The sequence below is a fragment of the Paraburkholderia sp. Cy-641 genome (assembly GCF_011752945.1).
Classification (GTDB): Bacteria; Pseudomonadota; Gammaproteobacteria; order Burkholderiales; family Burkholderiaceae; genus Paraburkholderia.
Map to the genome: position 1 here is coordinate 67,073 of NZ_VWWM01000005.1, position 17,026 is coordinate 84,098.

The following is a 17,026-nucleotide window of genomic DNA, read 5'->3' on the forward strand; positions in this document are numbered from 1 at the left end:
GGACACCAGGGCTTGCGTGCCGATGCGTCCGGAAGATAGAACTGACAGTAAGAGGTCCTACTGGACTAGAATGCCAACGTCAGCGGATAACTCATCAATACAGACTTCGTGTCCACGCGATCGGTTATGAGAACAGTTAAACGGATACTGCCCGCGTTAACCCTCTGTTTCAGTGCGGTAGCCCTCACAGCACATTGCGAAGAGCCGCCGCCGAATCTGGCCCCGCCTAATACGTCGGCGAGCCGTACTTTCGAGGCGACGCGCAACGGCAATCTCGGCGGCTCGACCTCGGTTTCCGACGTCAATATTCATACGCTGCTTTATCCGGGGCACACGACCAAGGTGCTTGCGCACTATTTGCCGTGGTGGTTCAACCCCGAATCGCGCGGTGTCGCGGTCGGCTATCGCTCGGACGATCCGGCGCAGGCGTTGCGCACCTTCAAGGACATGCACGCGCGCGGCGTCGATGGCGTGATCGTCGACTGGTACGGTCAGCACGATGCAAACGGCCAGCCCGAACCGATCGACGTCGCGTGGCGCAAGTCGATGCCGGAACTGGAAAAATTCCCCGACATGTCGTTCTCGATCATGGTCGACGCCGGGACTTACAACTTCAATCATTGCAAGGGCTGCGACGTAACTCAAACCGTCCTTTCCCAGCTTGATTATTTGTCCCGCGCCTACTTTTCCTCCCGACAATATCTAAGGTATGACGGCCATCCGGTGGTCTACGAATTCGGCCTCGACTGGGCCGGCAAAGTCGACTGGTCGCGCATTCAGGCCGCGCATCCCGAGATAGCCTGGGTTCACATCCACAAGCAGGGTTTCGACCGGGACGACAGCGCGGGCGCCTTCGTGTGGGTCGCCCCTGGCCTCGCGTCGCGGAAAACCGGCAGCGCGGATCTATCGCAACTGAAGGAGTTCTATCGATATGCGCGCACGGAGCCCGCGAAGATCGCAACCGGCGGCGTTTTCAAGGGCTTCGACGATCTGCTGGCCGCATGGGCGAAGCCCAACGAAAAGCATTACATGCCGCAAGCCTGTGGCGATACCTGGCTCGAAACCTTCGCTCTCGTCAACGAGGAGTACAGCGCGACGAACCAGTTGCCGTTTCTTCAGCTGATCACCTGGAACGACTACGAGGAAGGCACGGCGCTGGAGCCTGGGATCGACAACTGCGTCACGCTGCAGACACATCTTTCCGGCACTACGCTCGCCGTCGAACTGACCCATGCCGCGACCGTCGATCATCTCGAGCTTTATCAGGCGCTGGCGGACGGCGACTTTCGTCTGATCAGCCGGTACGCAGCGGCAACGTCCACGATCGCGCTGCCCGCGGGCACTTCCGGCACGCTCTATCTGAAAGCGGTCGGCAAGCCTTTCTTCAAGAATGTCGTCTCCGCGCCGATCACGCCCGGGCGGGCGGAGTGACGTCCGCAATGACGTCCGGCCGACGCCGCGGCTCGCTTGAGCGCTTCTGCCCGAACCGGTCGAACAGTTCGGACAAGCTGTCGATGCGTGAGCAAAGCGAGGCGGTCAGTTCGTGCTCGTACTCGCCCGCCGGCGCCAGCAGGAAACGATGCGCGACGCCGGCGCGCGACGCGGCCTGCAAATCCGACGGTTTATCGCCGATCATCAGCGATCCGGCCATGTCCAGATCGAAGTCCGCGCGCGCCTGGTCGAACATGCCGGGTTGCGGCTTGCGGCACGCGCAGGCCTGCCGGTACTCGCCGATGCCGAACTCCGGATGGTGCGGGCAGTAATAGACCCGGTCGATGCGCGCTCCTCTGCTCTGGAATTCGCCGAGCATCCAGTCGGTGAACGCCTGAAACTGATCGACTGAGTAATAGCCGCGCCCGATGCCCGCCTGATTCGTCACGAGCACCACGACATAGCCCGCGTGATTCGCCATCCTCACGAGTTCGAAGATGTCTGCGAGGAACACGCATTCGTCCGCCTTGTGCAGATAGCCGACGTCGATATTGACGACGCCGTCCCGATCGAGAAACAGCGCTTTACGAGTCATGGGCGGATTGTTCGCACATCAGCGGCACCACGCGCTGGGCTCGCGCATAGTCCGACGGAATGCCGATATCGATGAACTCGGTGATCTCGGGAAAGACCCGGATGTCGAGCGCGTCGATCTGGCGGCGCAGGAAATCGTCTTCGAATGAAAACCGTTCGGGCAGCTCGAAACCGAGCAGGCGCGCGGCATCGACCGCGTACACGCCGGCATTGATGAACCCCGGCGCCTGCACAGGCCGCTTTTCTTCGAATGCGATCAGGCGCTTCGAGCCGGCGTCGAATTCGAGCGCGCCATATCGCGACGCATCGGACACGCGGGTCGCGGCAATGGCGAGATCGGCACCCGCCGCGTTGAAAAATTCCGCGAAGCCGGACAGGTCCAGGTCCGTGATCGTGTCGCCGTTCAGCACGATCATCCGGGGTGCGCCGCAGCGGCGCAGCGCATGCATGATCGCGCCGCCCGTGCCGAGCGGCTTGTCCTCTTCGATGACCGTCACGGACAATCCCAGCGACTGCCGCGCGAGCCAGCCGGTGATCTCGCCGCATCCATAACCGAGCGACAGCACGACGTCGGTCACCCGCTGCTGCTCGAGCCAGCGCAGCAGCCACGCGAGAAACGGCTGGCCGTCCACGCTGGCCATCGCTTTAGGCAGGCCTTCGCCGAGCACCGGCCGCAATCGCGTACCCAAGCCGCCCGCCAGGATCATGCACGGCAGCATCGTGCTCATGACGCGAAGATGTTCTCTTCGACGATGCCGCACACGATATGGCCGCACACCAGATGGCCTTCCTGGATCTTCGGCGTGGACGTCGACGGAATCTCGATGCACAGCTCGGTGCGGGCGCGCATCATGGCCGCGCCCTCGGGATGGCTGCCCGTGAAGCCGACGCGGAACATGCCGCGCTCCTTCGCGACATCGAGCGCATGCAGAATGTTCGGCGAGCGGCCGGAGGTCGAGTACGCCCAGAAGATGTCGCCGGGGCGGGCCACCGCTTCGATCTGCCGCGCAAACAGCTTCTCGTAGCCGTAGTCGTTGCCGATCGCCGTCATCACGGAAGTATCGACGGTCAGCGCGAACGCCGCCAATCCCGGCCGGTCGAAATTGAATCGGCTGACGAATTCGCCGGCAATATGCTGCGCGTCGGCCGCGCTGCCGCCGTTGCCGGCGAGCAAGACCTTGTTGCCGGCGCGCAGCGCTTTCGTGACCTGCTGCGCGAGCGCTTCGACGTTCCCGATCACCTGCGGACTGTTGGCAAGCGCGCTCAGAACCGCGACGGTCTTTTCGATCTCGTTGGTGACGGAAATGCTCACGATACTCTCCAGGATTGGGCACCGCTTTCGGTGAACGTGCAGGACATGACCTGACCCTCGCGGCTGGCCAGCGCACGCGTCACGGCCGGACGGTCGATCGGGTCGACGATGAACATCATGAAGCCGCCGCCGCCCGCGCCCGAGACCTTGCCGGCTTTGGCGCCCGCGTTGGTGGCGACCCGCCACAACTCGTCGATCGACGGATTGGAAATGCCTTTGGCCATGCGCTTTTTCGCCTCCCACGAGTCGCTCATCGAGGCGGCGATGCCGGCGAAGTCGGCGCGCAACACCGCCTCCTTCATCCGTGTCGCTTCCGCCTTGACTTCGTGAAGCGCGGCCAGCGGATCGGTCAGATTTTCGGTGACGTTGTTGCTCTGCTCCTTGATGATATTGGCCGATTCGCGCGATACGCCGGTGTAAAACAGCACGAGCGACGCTTCCAGTTCGGCCTTCGTATCCTGCTTGATGCGCAGCGGATTCACGATGACCTTGTCGCCGTAAAACTCCATGAAGTTCAGGCCGCCGAAGGTCGCCGCATACTGGTCCTGCTTGCCGCCCGCGAGCGCCAGATCGACCCGCTCGATGTCGTGAGCGAGTTTCGCGACGTCGTATTCGCCGAGCGGCAGCGAAAGCAGCTCGCAGAACGCTTCCACGAGCGCCACCACCACGGTCGACGACGAACCCAAGCCGGACCCCGGGGGCGCTTCGGAATGCGTAGTGATCGATACGGCCAGCGGATGCCCGCCATTGAATTGCTTGACGATCCGGTTGTACACGCCGACATGCAAACCGAGGCCCTTGATGGGCGGCAGTTCGGGAGAGATTTCTCCGATCCAGCGCACCTGCGTATCCGCGGCGGTCAGCTCGATGCGCGCGTCGTCGCGCGGCACGATCGACGCGTAGGCAAACCGGTCGATGGTCACGTTGAGCGTCAGTCCGCCGAACCGGTCGGAGTAAGGGGAGACGTCGGTTCCGCCTCCCGCCAGTCCAAGCCGCAGGGGTGCACGGGAGCGGGCGATAAAGTGCGCCATGATTTGTCCTTTCTCGGCAATAGAGCGGCCATGTGAACCAGTTACAAAAAGACAGCGCCATTCAGTCAGCAATCGGCCGATAGATAAGGAATGCTTGGCAATCGATTCGCATGCGCCGCCTCGCAACCCGCTTATCTGTCTGTCCAATACTGATTTGAAGCCACTTCTTCGAAACCAGACCGCAATCAAATGCATTAGTAAAACGAATGACATCGAACTCGTGGCACCGCCACTTCGATGGCCTGATCGATACGGAATCCGCGCGGGCGTGCGGCCTGGCTGCCTCGATACGTGAATGTCATAACCCGAGCCGCAACCGGAACCGTCGCCCGCGAGCGGGTTTTCAGACTTTTGTTTCCATCGAAATCTCCAATTTCGAGTCCTGCCTGACGAGGAAGTCACGCACGCGCTCGCAGATGAACGTGATGTCGTCGCGCATCAGCGCCGGATAGCTCGGCAAGTTGATGCCGCGGCTCCCGATCTCGTCGGCAATCGGGAAATGCTGGCCCGGCGCCGCATACATCGGCATTTGATGGACCGGATAAAAAACCGGACGGGTTTCGATACCGTCGGCCCGGAGCGCATCGCGCAACGGGTCGCGGTCGCCGGCGTCGTCGAGGAGGATGGAGACCATCCAGTAGCTGTGCAGCGTACGCGGATGGACGCCATGCACCTGCAACGGCAATCCGGCGAGACCCTGCCGATACCATTCGGCGATTTGCCGCTTCTTCGCGATCAGGTCGTCGATGGATTCCATCTGTGCGCAGCCGATCGCCGCAGCCAGATTCGTCATCCGATAGTTGAAGCCGATCGCGTCGTGCCAGTACTCGCGCTCGCTGCTCACGCCCTGGCCGCGCAGATGGCGGATCTTCCGGTCGAGTTCGGCGTTATTGGTCACCACCATGCCGCCTTCGCCGGTCGTAATCGTCTTGTTGCCGAAAAAGCTGAAGCTGCCGATGTCGCCGATGGTGCCCACGTGCCTGCCGTCGAACCGCGTGCCGATGGCTTCGGCGCAATCTTCGATCACATACAGCGAGTGCTTTTTCGCGAGCGCCATGACCGCATCCATGTCGGTCGCCTGGCCATAGAGATGCACCACCATGATCGCCCTGGTGCGGCTGGTGATCTTGCGCTCGGCATCTTCGATGTCGATCTGCCAGTACGCGCGCTCGCTGTCGACGAACACCACGTCCGCACCGGTGTACTTCACCGCATTCGCCGACGCGATGTAGGTCAAGGTCGGAACCAGGACCTCGTCGCCCGGACCGATACCCAGGGCGGCCAGCGCAACATGCAGCGCGACGGTGCCATTGCTGACGGTAATCGCGTGCCGCGCACCGAGCCACGCGCCAAATGTCTCCTCGAACTGCCCGACGTATTTGCCCTTCGACGAAATCCACGTCGAGTCGAGACAGTCCATCACCAGCGCCTTCTCCCGACCATTGAGGTACGGAGCGTAGACGGGATATCGGATGTTCATAGTTGTTTCCTATTATCAACGGCTGAAACCAACGATAGGAAGACATGCCCGAGCAGCCAGAAGCCCGCTATCATGACCGCTCTCTCAACGCCCGCCGCCCCGTCTGTCCGGACTTCGAGCATCGTGTTCGTCTTGACGGACTGACGTTATTGTCGTTATCTCCACTGCGGCGGCTGGAAGATGGGTCGCGAATGCATGCTCGAATCTGGCATGCGCCCGCACCGATCGGTCAGCCTCAGGCAGAAGAGATGGGTTCTGCGTTTCACCCGGTCCCCGTGAAATCCGGGTCGAATGACGACAAGCCTGATGCATGCGTCGGGTCGCTCCCGACCGCTCGCGCCCGCGCTTCCGTTAGCAGCTAGATTAAGGTTCGATCTCCGCGCGATCCGTGCGCTGTACAACACAATATGAATTACCGCCGCGAATTAAATCGGCATGTATTTCGATGCGGCTATGGAGAAGAAATCGATGCGGCATTACCGAACATAATCGGCATGCATTCGGGAAAAGCCGACAGTGGCGGGCGGGAAGCCGATTGGCTTAATGCCGCTCAGGCAATTAATGCAAACGGGACCGTGGCCGCGCTATAGGTGCGCGATAGGTGCGCTATACACTGCGAACATCCGGTCCCGGCAATAAAGAAAAATGGTGCGGCAAAGCAGCGACTGTCTCGCGGAGCCCGCGCTTGAACTCGCTTGAACCCACGCTCGGGTCTGCCTGAACCCGGCGAGAACAGTCCCGTGGAATCGTCGGATATTTGACCGCTTTGCCGCCCCGCGCTCAGAGCCAGGGCCGGCTAGACCATCGCGTCATGGCTCGTCGCTTCGTCTGCCTCGAGGCGGAACACCGCGATCGCGTCCTTCAGGATGATCGCCTGCTCTTCCAGCGACTTCGCCGCGGCCGCCGCCTGCTCGACGAGCGCCGCGTTGTGCTGCGTGACTTCGTCGATCTGCGAGACCGCCTTGTTGACCTGCTCGATGCCATCGCTCTGTTCGAGCGCCGACGCTTCGATCTCGTTCATCACGCCGGTCACGCGCTCGACCGCGCTCATCGCCTCATGAATCGTCTTCTGCGCATCCGATACCAGCGTCGCGCCCTCGCCGACCTTGGCCGCCGATTCGCCGATCAGATCCTTGATCTCCTTGGCCGCAGCGCCCGAGCGCTGCGCGAGACTGCGCACCTCGGAGGCCACCACCGCGAAACCGCGCCCCTGCTCGCCCGCGCGCGCGGCTTCCACGGCCGCGTTCAGCGCGAGGATGTTGGTCTGGAACGCGATGCCCTCGATCATGCCGATGATCTCCGTGACCTTGCGCGACGATGCGCTGATGCCGTCCATCGTCTCCGTCACGCGCGACACCACCTTGCCGCCGCGCGTCACCGTATCGAGCGCGCCGTGCGCGAGACGGTTCGCCTGCCTCGCGTTGTCGGCGTTCTGCTTCACGGTTGCCGAAAGCTGCTCCATGCTCGCCGCGGTCTGCTGCAATGCGGCCGCCTGCTGCTCGGTGCGCGCGGACAGGTCCGCGTTGCCTGAGGCGATCTCGTTCGCGCCCTGGGTGATCGCGCTCGTGCTGCCGCGCACCTTCGCGACGGTGTCGACGAGGCCGTCGCGCATCCGCGTCAACGCGCCGAGCAACTGGCCCATCTCGTTGCGCGAACGCACCTTGATCGTGCTGCTCAGATCGCCGGCCGCGATACGCTCGAAGTGCTTGACCGTCACGTTGACCGGCTTGATCAGCGCCGCCGACAGCGCGATGCGCGCGCCCACGGCGATCACCAGCGCGAGCGCGCCGATCGCGACGAACAGCGCCGTCGCCAGCCGGAAACGCTGCGTGCCGGTCGCGGCCTGCCGATGCTGATTGCCGACCTGCGCGTTTTCGAGCGCGTCGATCGCCTTCGAGTAGGTCGTGTAGTAGCTGTTCGCGGTATCGCCCTGAATGTTGCGGAACGTGTTGAAGTCGAAGTCGGTGAGCGCCTTGAACTCGGGTTCGATCGCCTTGTCGACGAGCGCGGCGCGCGTCTCGCCGACGCTTTGCGCGAGCTTGCGCTCGGCGTCGCTCGCGAACGGTCCCGCCATGTAGTTGCGGAAGTCGTTGTTCGACTCGACCAGCAGCGTGTGCGCGGCGGGCAGCAGATCGTCGGTCTGCTTGCCGACGCTAAAGAGCGTCTGATAGGTGCCCAATGCGAGCTGTACCTGCAGAAGCTTTTCCGAGCTCGCCTTCAGATGCGAGAGCGCGATCTCGCTGCGCTGGGTGTCGTCGAGGCTGTTGTTGGCGAGCTTGAGCGCGCCGTAGCCGACGGCGATCACCGTCAGCAGAAAAGCGACGAATACGCTAATGACGAGCGTCAGGCCGCCACGAATGGTGATGTTGTTTAGCATGGAATCTCCGGAACGTCTTGCTTCATCGCGGCGAGCCAGGTTGGCCAGCGCACGCGCCGCCGCACGACCGGTCGAGGAGCGTCGAACGCCAGCCGGCCACCGGTTGTTGCGCGCGACTTACACTTCACCGCATCCAAGGTTTACGGTCGCGCGGCGCGTGCGGCGCATTAGGGGAATCCATGAGAAGCGAGCACTGACGGGCCTCAGCGGCCCGTTTTCGGGCGCTTTCCCCTCACTATCTGGGATTTTTTCGCGCCACCGCTGAAAGCTTCGCGGCCGCGTCGCACGCGGGTCGGCCGCGGTTTCGTTTGTATAATTCCGCGTCTTCGCTCAGGCCCACTTTCATGCTCAGTTTTGCGCTCGGCTTTCTCGTTTCTCTGCTGATCACGCTGTTGATCGTGCGCTATGCGCATCTGCATGAAAAATTCTCGACCGATAGCGATCTCGCCGGCGTGCAGAAATTCCATGCGCGCCCGGTGCCGCGCATCGGCGGGACCGGCATCCTGATCGGGCTGATCGTCTCGGCCGTGCAATTGCATCACGCGTATCCGGCCGTCTCGGGCGGCATCCTCGGCCTGGTCGCCTGCGGCATGCCCGCGTTCGGCTCGGGCCTCGTCGAGGACCTGACCAAGCGCGTCTCGCCGCTCGCGCGTCTCGTCTGCACGATGGCGGCCGCCGCGCTCGCGTTCCTGCTGCTCGACATCGCGGTCACGCGCATCAGCGTGCCGCCGCTCGACTTCCTGCTCTCGTACGCGGCGATCTCGTTCGCGGTCACGGTGCTCGCGGTCGCCGCGCTCGCCAACGCGATCAACATCATCGACGGCTTCAACGGCCTCGCCTCGATGGTCGCGTTCATGATGTTCGCCTCGCTCGCCTACGTCGCGTTCCAGGTGTCCGATCCGGTCGTGCTGTCGGCCTCGTTCATGATGATGGGCGCGGTGCTCGGCTTCTTCATCTGGAACTTCCCGGCGGGGCTGATCTTTCTCGGCGACGGCGGTGCCTACTTCATCGGCTTCATGCTCGCCGAACTGTCGATCCTGCTCGTGATGCGCAATCGCGACGTATCCGCGTGGTATCCGGTGCTGCTCTTCATGTACCCGATCTTCGAGACCTGCTTCTCGATCTACCGCAAGAAGTTCATTCGCGGCATGTCGCCGGGCATTCCCGACGGCGTGCATCTGCACATGCTGGTCTACAAGCGCCTGATGCGCTGGGCCGTCGGCGCGCGCACCGCGCGCGAGCTGACCCGGCGCAACTCGCTGACCTCGCCGTACCTGTGGCTGCTGTGCCTGATCGCGGTCGTGCCGGCGACGCTGTTCTGGCGGCACACGCTGCATCTGTTCTGCTTCGTCGTGGTGTTCGCGGCGACGTATGTGTGGCTTTATGTGAGCATCGTGCGTTTCAAGTCGCCAAGGTGGATGGTGGTCCGCAAGAAACAGCGCTTTTGAGTCGACTCACGATGGGAATATTGAGAGTGGTGATTCCTCGCGCAACTGTCTGACGCAGTAGGAAACCTCCCTCTTTCGAATGACCTAGGGCCGCAAAGCGGCAATGGCATCATCAAAAAAACGCTTCGGCATTTTTCTTTACATTGATATCTGCTGGCCGACGGGCAGCGGCACACCGCGTAATGGCGGCTCGGCAAGTGTCGGCTGATATTCGGCGACCCAACGGCGCAAATCGCGGCGCACTTCGTTATCGGTGAGCACACGATGCTGCATGAGCCAGGGTAGTAACTCGTCAAGCAGATTATCCGGCACGCCACGCGCCTGTGCGATACGCAGCTTCGGGTGCGGCGTACGCGTTGTTGTTTCCTCGTCGGCAAGCAGTTCCTCATACAATTTCTCACCGGGACGCAAACCCGTGAATTCGATACGAATCTGCTCCTCGGTGAAGCCGTAGAGCCGGATCAGATCGCGCGCGAGATCAACGATTTTCATTGGCTGTCCCATGTCGAGAATGAAGATCTCGCCACCTTGCCCCATACTCGATGCCTGCAGCACGAGTTGCGACGCTTCAGGAATCGTCATGAAGAAACGCGTGATTTCGGGATGTGTAACAGTCACAGGACCGCCCTTCGCGATCTGTTGCTGAAACTTCGGAATCACGCTACCTGCGCTACCCAGCACATTTCCGAAGCGCACTATTTCGAATTGCGTGTGCTGACTCGTTTGCTGCAGCGCCTGGCACGCCATTTCGGCAAGGCGCTTGCTTGTACCCATCACGTTGGTTGGATTAACCGCTTTGTCAGTGGAAATGAGCACGAAGCGCACTACATTTTGACGGATGGCCGCGCGCGCAACCCGGTACGTACCGAGCACGTTATTGCGCACGGCCTGCCAGGCGTTCTGCTGCTCCATCAGCGGCACGTGCTTGTAGGCGGCGGCGTGATAGACAATGTGCGGTGTATAGCGCGACATCACGTGATCGAGCAGCAGCGAATCTTTTGCGTCGCCAATGACAGGCACAATCGACGCCGCGGGAAAACGCTCCTGCAGTTCTTCCAAAAGCCGATACATCGCGTATTCGGAGATATCGAACGCGATCAGTTGCGCGGGCTCGAAGCGCAGGATCTGACGACACAGTTCCGAACCAATCGAGCCGCCCGCGCCCGTCACCATGACGACGCGCGCATGCAGCAACGCTTCGACATGTGGCGTATCGATATTCACGGGCTCACGGCCCAACAGGTCTTCGAGGTCGATATGGCGCACACGCGAGAGCGAAGCCTGCTCTTCGGTGACGTCGGTCAACGCAGGTAACACCATCGCACGCACACTGGCACGCACGCACAGCGTCGCGGCACGCCGCTGCTGTTCGACGGGAGCCGACGGAATCGCAATGATCGCGTACTCAGTCTTCGTCGCTTCGGCAATCTCAGGCAGTTTGCTAATCGGGCCCAGCACTTTATAGCCATAGATTTCACGGCCGTGCTTTCCGACATCGTCGTCAAGCAGCCCAATCAATCGCCATTCGCTCGAGCGCGACAATTCGCGTGCGAGCAGCGCTCCTGCGGTGCCTGCGCCGATCACCAGGACAGGCTTACCTTGCGCGACCAGTCCACCATACAGATAGAACTCCTTCCCCGCACGGTACAGTGCACGCGAGCCGCCCATCGCCAGGAACAGCAGGAGCGGCGAAACGAGCAGCACCGAGCGCGGGATGATCGGGATGGGCTGCACCATTACGGCGAGAATCATCGACAGCATGGCACCAGTCGCGACGGCTTTCGATATGCGCAGCAGATCAGGCAAGCTCGCGAACACCCACATGCCGCGATACAAGCCAAATAGACGGAACATCACGCCGTACACCGGTAGCACCCAGATAAGCGCGCGCAACGCTCCATCGCGAAAGTCGACGGGCACGACGCCGTTGAAGCGGATCACATAAGCAATCAGCCAGACACCTACGACGGCGGCCAGGTCAAAAAGGAACGCGCTGAAGGATAGCCAACTGGCTTTGGTTCTGAACATCAGCGTCCTACCTCAGGTTGTCTGGACAGAGTTGCCTGGAAACGACGCCAGCGCAGATCAATGATACTTCCGATGAAGATCAGGACGACGCCCCAAGCAACAACGAGAGTCCACTGCATAGCTTCAGGACGGCCTAGCGCCAACAGAGCAATTGCTATGCCGACGATCATAACGAGATACCACGCCCAAGCGGTGCCGGCATGGCCGACGCCCGAGCGCACCATGCGTTGATAGTAATGCTCGCGGTGAGCCTGCCAAAACTTTTCACCGCGCAAGAGACGCCGTGCAAGGGTCACCGACGCGTCGCCGATAAACGGCGCGAACACGAGTGCCGGGAACCACACGGGCCACGCGCCGCCGCGCCAGCCCCAATAGCCGAGTACACCCGCGAGGTAACCCAGCGAAATCGATCCAGCATCACCCAAGAAAATTCGGGCCGGATGAAAATTGAAGAACAGGAAGCCAAGTGCAGCCCCGGCGACTGCAAGCGACGTAAGGGCGAGTTCGGGCATTGGGTGCTTGCCCATCGATGCTGCGGCGGCATAGCCAGCAAACCCAAACAGCGCCATACCACCTGCCAGGCCATCCGCACCATCCATGAAATTGTAGAGATTGACCAGCCAGATCATCAGAAAAGCCAACGCGGCGAGGAGCCACCACGGCGCCGCAGCCGGGAAGAGCACGACGAACACCACCACGGCAAGCAAATGCGCGGCAAACCGAACGCGCGCAGGCAGGCCCCGGCGATCATCGACTTGCGAAATGGCAGCCAGAAACGCCGTCGCGAGCGCGACACACCACAGCGATGGGGCAACCAGCAGCATCGCTACTACTGCGACGGGCACAATGCCCCAGCCCCCAACACGCGGCGTTGGACGCACATGAAGAGAGCGATCGTTCGGAATATCCGTGGCGAGGCGCCACGCGAGGCCCGTCTTAAGCAGCGCATACAGGATTGCCGCACACACGCCGACAGCCGCACCAACGACCACGAAAAAAGTCCATGGAGCCATCAGTGAATCTTGCATCTGCATCAGGGAACTTGATGAGTGGAACGATACCAGTTGGCGGTGGCCAACAACCCGTCATCAGTCGAAAACGGTGGCTGCCAGCCGAGCACTTCACGTATGCGCGACGTGTCGACCTGCAGGCTACCGATCAAACGATCGACCTGCTCCGAACGGCCAGTCACGCGACCCACCGCGCCAAGCCATTGCGCCGGCACGGGCAGCAACCGCGACGGCCGGCCCAGATGGCGAGCGAGCGAGCGCACCAATTCGGCAACGGTCAGAGTGCTACTGTCCGCAACATGGAAGCACTGGTGCGCTGCGCGCGGATCAGTCGCGCAGTGCACCAGCGCATCCACCAGATTACCGACATACACCATACTACGGCGCGCCTCGACGGCGCCGAGCGGCAGCGGTATGCCACGCCAGACGGCATCCATCAGTCGAAGAAAATTGGCGCGCACTTGTGGTCCGTATACGAGCGGCGGCCGCGCTACGACCACATCGAGCCCCGCGTCACTGCCAAACAAGGCGAGTGCGTCTTCCGCAGCGCGCTTCGAACGGCCGTAAGCATCTTCGGGACGTGGCGGGTCATTTTCACGCAGCGGTTGTCCGCCGTCGCGCTCGGCAACGGCCTTAATGCTGCTCACGAAAACAAAACGCTGCACACCGTGCTGTCGCGCCGCTGCCGCGAGGCGCAGCGTGCCGTCCACATTGGTCGCGCGAAATGCGGCGTCAGGGTTGGCAGACCTGTCGCTCATGACGTGCACGCGCGCCGCCAGATGCACAACACAGTCGGTGTTCAGGCCGGCCAACCAAGCCTTGGCCACATCGGCATAGTCCGTGCTGGAGTCGATCCATTCAGTTACGCCCTCTACACAGCCGCCTCCCCGCCGCACAAGCCCTGTAACGCGATGGCCAGCGTCAAGGAGCGCCCGGCATAGCACCCGGCCCACGAAGCCGTTCGCCCCGCTTACGACTACATGGCTCATAGCCATTTCCAACCGAAGCGGTTGAAGAACTTGAACGCCGACGACACGAACATGCGAATGTGGGCATGCCCCTTGCGCGCAGCACCACCGCCATGATGCAGTACGCGCACCGCCGGATTGTAGGCAATGCGTGCCGCGTTGTGTGTGCGCAAGCTCAGGTCGTAGTCCTCGAAATACAGGAAATAGCGAGCATCGAAACCGGCCAGATTTTTCAGCACACTCGTGCGGAAAAGCATGAAACAGCCACTGACAATGGGCGGATCCCAAACAACGTCGTGCTCGTTGATAACATCACGCATCTCATATCTCTCAAGGCGCCGTGCGAAAGGTTTGTGCAGCGAGGACGGCAAAAAACCACGCACAAATAAATCAAGCACCGTAGGATAACGTCGGCAGAGGTATTGCAAACGTCCCGCCTCATCACCGATGCACGGGCTCAGCAGACCAATTTCCGGATAAGCGTCCAAGAAATCAAGAGCGTTCGCAAGCGCTGCTGGATCGAGATCGATGTCCGGATTAAGTACCAGATGATAACGGGTCGTCGCTTGTTCAATCGCCATATTGTGACCCCGCCCGTAGCCCACATTTCCATGTCCGCTGACGAGCTTGATAGCAATGCCGTTGACACGAAGCGCCTCGAAGGTCGGCGATAAATCTGGTAAACCACCGTTATCGACAAGACAAAGTTCGACAGGTAATCCGAGCCGGGAGCGGCGCAACGCATCGCATGCTTCGCCCAGACTCACAAGAGTACGTTCAAGTTGCATCCGCTCCGGCTGGTAAACTACCAAGGAAACGGACAAGTCCGCGATTGCCGAACGCACTGTATCCATAAGATTCGTATTGATATTGCTGGGTGTCGCATGTGCGACATCTTGCTATTGTAAAGCCCGAAGCAGGTCGTGAGTTTGCGTAAAAAAGCTGCTTCGACAACGTGGCTTGTTCCTCGTTACGCTACGGGCTCGACGCGAGAAAGGTGCGGCAGCGCGCCGGAGTCGTAACTGCAATTGCACCCACCATTTGGGTCCAATGAAAGGTGACAGCTTGTCCGCCCGGACTAAATTTGAAGCCGGGTAGAGTAAGCGTCCATAATTGTTGAGTTATCCTGGCAACGCCTGATGCAAATGTCACGTCACTACGGGTGGCTTGGCGTTTGGCCTAAACGCTTTCATGATCCGCTCTCGCAACCCTTTTCGCGAAGGCAGCGGAGTGTTGTCCAGATGTCGAGTAAGAAGATTGGCAGCAAAGATTTGCGTTGCCTCACGATAGAGCAACAGGTCAAGTGCGTTGTGCTCGAGTAGTTCCCGGTACAACGACGGCCCTAGTTCGCTTTTGATGTGTTCCAGACGGTCTTTCAGGGTTGCCTTGCGCCCTGGGCTAAAGTTCTCGATCGAAAAATCGATGTTGAGTTCTCCGACGTGCGGTCGGAGAAACTCCTGCAGTACCTGCATTGACTCGTCAAAGGACTCGACAATGCCGAAAAGCGGGAGACTACGCAGATAAGTCAGTGCCCGGAGGTAGTCGTTATGCGTCGCTCGCGCCACGCGCATGTCGCTCTGGGCGCTAGCAAGGTGAGTCACCTGGAAATTCCGGCAAACGGCAGTCGCTCGACGTTCTACGACCCAATTTGCAAACGCGGCCAGCCCGCCATTTCGGGCAACCTTTACACTGGGGCTGATGCTATCCGCTGGTTGCCGGCGCTCGAACTCATAGACTGACGCAAAGCGATCGATCGGATGGCGCAGGAAGAGGATGGGGAGGAATGTGATCGACGGGTGCTGGGGCAGCGGCAACCGGGCCTGATGACTCGATATGACGCGCAGTGTCGGATTAGCTAGCGCATAGTCCAAAATCTCGTTCGCTGTCACTGTCGACCAAGGGTAGGCGCCTTCAAGATGGCCGTGCACATCGCCGGGGAAATTTCGATCCAGAATACCGTCTACTGTAGTCCCAGCATTTTTAAAAAGATGATAGTGAACGATTACAGTCCGCATTTTCTTAATCTTTAAAAATTGTTCGGGCGTGTTAAGAATTTTCGACGTGTCTGAGCATGACAAGGCCTGGTATGCGACGACGAAGCTTCATTCCTTGTCCGATACGTCCATTGGGTATAGCTTGCGTTTTCTCATCCAGACAGATTACTAAGTCTGCTCGAAAGTTCCTAACACACTCTAGTCAAACGGTCTTTGTGCTTCAAATATCATATTGCATTTACCCACGATACCAAAGATCGTCTGCACCAGAGTACCCTCACCGAGACACCAGGATCGCCATGATATTGTTTTTCGCAAGATATTGAATCTGCCTATTGACCAGCTTCGCCCGAATTTCGTCCTCTCGAGCGTAGGGATTGAAAGAAACTGTGAAAAAATGTGTCGTCCGTTTTTATTCAGCACACAAAATCCTTCACGATGCGCCCGATAAGGCTCGGGCATGTGCTCCTTAATACCACTGGACAGAACTAATCATCTTCAAATGTCAGTTTTTGAAGAGCTTCATGCCTGATATGATTGATCGCCATGCCACTTGGATGATCGCCACCACAGTATTCAGAGCATACATATCCGTCGAACGAAATCAGTTGGCCATGTAACGCCTCGTAGGACTCTGTGTCGTTAACAGCAAAATTTTCCGGAAAGGAAAAAAATTCCGCTGATTGCAGATTGAGCCGGAGACAAATCATCAGCACCATTTAGCGCTGATGACTCGTTGACGCACAATTCGAGCACGTCTCAGACTCTCTTGAAATACTGAAAAAAATATCGAATCCGTGCCACACGTGACACAATCCGGCTATCCCTGATTCTAGCGGCATGTTTTGTTGATCGATGTAGACAACAAAGGGACAAATTGCAGTGACTTTGTCTGATCGGTGATCCGATAGAAGTTGTCAATATGCAACCGTGATTTCGCGCGCTTCTGCCTGAAATCCTCTAGCCATCGTAGCATGGCCAGTCTTCAGTAACGTTTGAAATCGTCACTACGGTAATATTTGGTGAAACAGTGCGAACGAAACACAAGTACGCGGACATCGCCGGAATTTCATCCCATCGCATGTGTGCGTCCCACACATGCGGCCAGGCATCGTACAATGGCGAAAAAAGACGGATATGAAATCAGATCGCAAATTGCCCAGTAAAGCTGGTCAATCTAGGCTTTATATGCCCCAAAGTATGATCGCATCCGATCAAGCTCGACAACAATGAAGCCTTGAACGCGTGCATGGTCATCGTCCGCGATGCTCAATGCACTCAAGAGGCGTGATGAAAGGTTTGTTGATTGTCTTGAGGCTAGCGCTGACATGGCATGCTAGCGTTTGTAAAAAC

General features: G+C 59.8%; 14 protein-coding genes. 2 read left to right on the forward strand and 12 right to left on the reverse strand.

Annotated features, from left to right (window positions below; translation table 11 throughout):
* Positions 1–126 precede the first annotated feature (126 nt).
* Complete coding sequence (locus F3J20_RS04185) at positions 127–1,431, forward strand: hypothetical protein (protein ID WP_167282114.1); 1,305 nt, start codon at positions 127–129, stop codon at positions 1,429–1,431.
* On the opposite strand, the gene gmhB is transcribed toward F3J20_RS04185, so the two are convergent.
* The 6 genes from gmhB to F3J20_RS04215 all read right to left on the reverse strand — a co-directional run bounded on the left by gmhB (position 1,409) and on the right by F3J20_RS04215 (position 8,225).
* A complete protein-coding gene (gene gmhB / locus F3J20_RS04190; RefSeq protein WP_167282116.1) occupies positions 1,409–2,026 on the reverse strand; it encodes a D-glycero-beta-D-manno-heptose 1,7-bisphosphate 7-phosphatase in 618 nt (205 codons plus the stop codon). The genes F3J20_RS04185 and gmhB overlap by 23 nt on opposite strands.
* A complete protein-coding gene (locus F3J20_RS04195) occupies positions 2,016–2,753 on the reverse strand; it encodes a nucleotidyltransferase family protein (protein ID WP_167036388.1) in 738 nt (245 codons plus the stop codon). The genes gmhB and F3J20_RS04195 overlap by 11 nt, the downstream gene beginning before the upstream one ends.
* Positions 2,750–3,337, reverse strand: coding sequence for an SIS domain-containing protein (locus tag F3J20_RS04200; RefSeq protein WP_167036385.1), 588 nt, complete (start codon positions 3,335–3,337; stop codon positions 2,750–2,752). The genes F3J20_RS04195 and F3J20_RS04200 overlap by 4 nt, the downstream gene beginning before the upstream one ends.
* Entirely contained in the window at positions 3,334–4,368 is a 1,035-nt protein-coding gene (locus F3J20_RS04205; RefSeq protein WP_167036936.1) for a dehydrogenase, read from the reverse strand. The genes F3J20_RS04200 and F3J20_RS04205 overlap by 4 nt, the downstream gene beginning before the upstream one ends.
* A 343-nt stretch (positions 4,369–4,711) precedes the next feature.
* Positions 4,712–5,848: a DegT/DnrJ/EryC1/StrS family aminotransferase gene (locus F3J20_RS04210; protein ID WP_205299212.1), complete on the reverse strand. Its 1,137-nt coding sequence runs from the start codon at positions 5,846–5,848 to the stop codon at positions 4,712–4,714.
* 796 nt (positions 5,849–6,644) lie between these two features.
* The gene (locus F3J20_RS04215) at positions 6,645–8,225 is read right to left on the reverse strand and encodes a methyl-accepting chemotaxis protein (RefSeq protein ID WP_167282118.1); all 1,581 of its coding nucleotides are present in this window, start codon (positions 8,223–8,225) and stop codon (positions 6,645–6,647) included.
* Positions 8,226–8,569: 344 nt separating this feature from the next.
* Here F3J20_RS04215 and F3J20_RS04220 point away from each other — a divergent pair, with 344 nt between their 5' ends.
* The gene (locus F3J20_RS04220) at positions 8,570–9,673 is read left to right on the forward strand and encodes a glycosyltransferase (RefSeq protein ID WP_167282120.1); all 1,104 of its coding nucleotides are present in this window, start codon (positions 8,570–8,572) and stop codon (positions 9,671–9,673) included.
* Positions 9,674–9,811: 138 nt separating this feature from the next.
* Here F3J20_RS04220 and F3J20_RS04225 read toward each other — a convergent pair whose 3' ends face one another.
* The 6 genes from F3J20_RS04225 to F3J20_RS04250 form a co-directional block, all read right to left on the reverse strand.
* The gene (locus F3J20_RS04225) at positions 9,812–11,701 is read right to left on the reverse strand and encodes a nucleoside-diphosphate sugar epimerase/dehydratase (protein WP_167282122.1); all 1,890 of its coding nucleotides are present in this window, start codon (positions 11,699–11,701) and stop codon (positions 9,812–9,814) included.
* A complete protein-coding gene (locus tag F3J20_RS04230; RefSeq protein WP_240162698.1) occupies positions 11,701–12,714 on the reverse strand; it encodes a glycosyltransferase family 4 protein in 1,014 nt (337 codons plus the stop codon). The genes F3J20_RS04225 and F3J20_RS04230 overlap by 1 nt, the downstream gene beginning before the upstream one ends.
* A gap of 20 nt (positions 12,715–12,734) precedes the next feature.
* Positions 12,735–13,700, reverse strand: coding sequence for an SDR family oxidoreductase (locus tag F3J20_RS04235; protein WP_167282126.1), 966 nt, complete (start codon positions 13,698–13,700; stop codon positions 12,735–12,737).
* Positions 13,697–14,533 carry a glycosyltransferase family 2 protein gene (locus tag F3J20_RS04240; protein WP_167282128.1) on the reverse strand — a complete coding sequence of 279 codons (837 nt, stop codon included), beginning with the start codon at positions 14,531–14,533 and terminating at the stop codon, positions 13,697–13,699. Before F3J20_RS04240 ends, F3J20_RS04235 begins: the two co-directional genes overlap by 4 nt.
* Positions 14,534–14,827: 294 nt before the next feature.
* Entirely contained in the window at positions 14,828–15,694 is an 867-nt protein-coding gene (locus F3J20_RS04245) for a sulfotransferase family 2 domain-containing protein (RefSeq protein WP_167282129.1), read from the reverse strand.
* A 467-nt stretch (positions 15,695–16,161) separates the two neighbouring features.
* The gene (locus F3J20_RS04250) at positions 16,162–16,392 is read right to left on the reverse strand and encodes a hypothetical protein (protein ID WP_167282131.1); all 231 of its coding nucleotides are present in this window, start codon (positions 16,390–16,392) and stop codon (positions 16,162–16,164) included.
* Positions 16,393–17,026 lie beyond the last annotated feature (634 nt).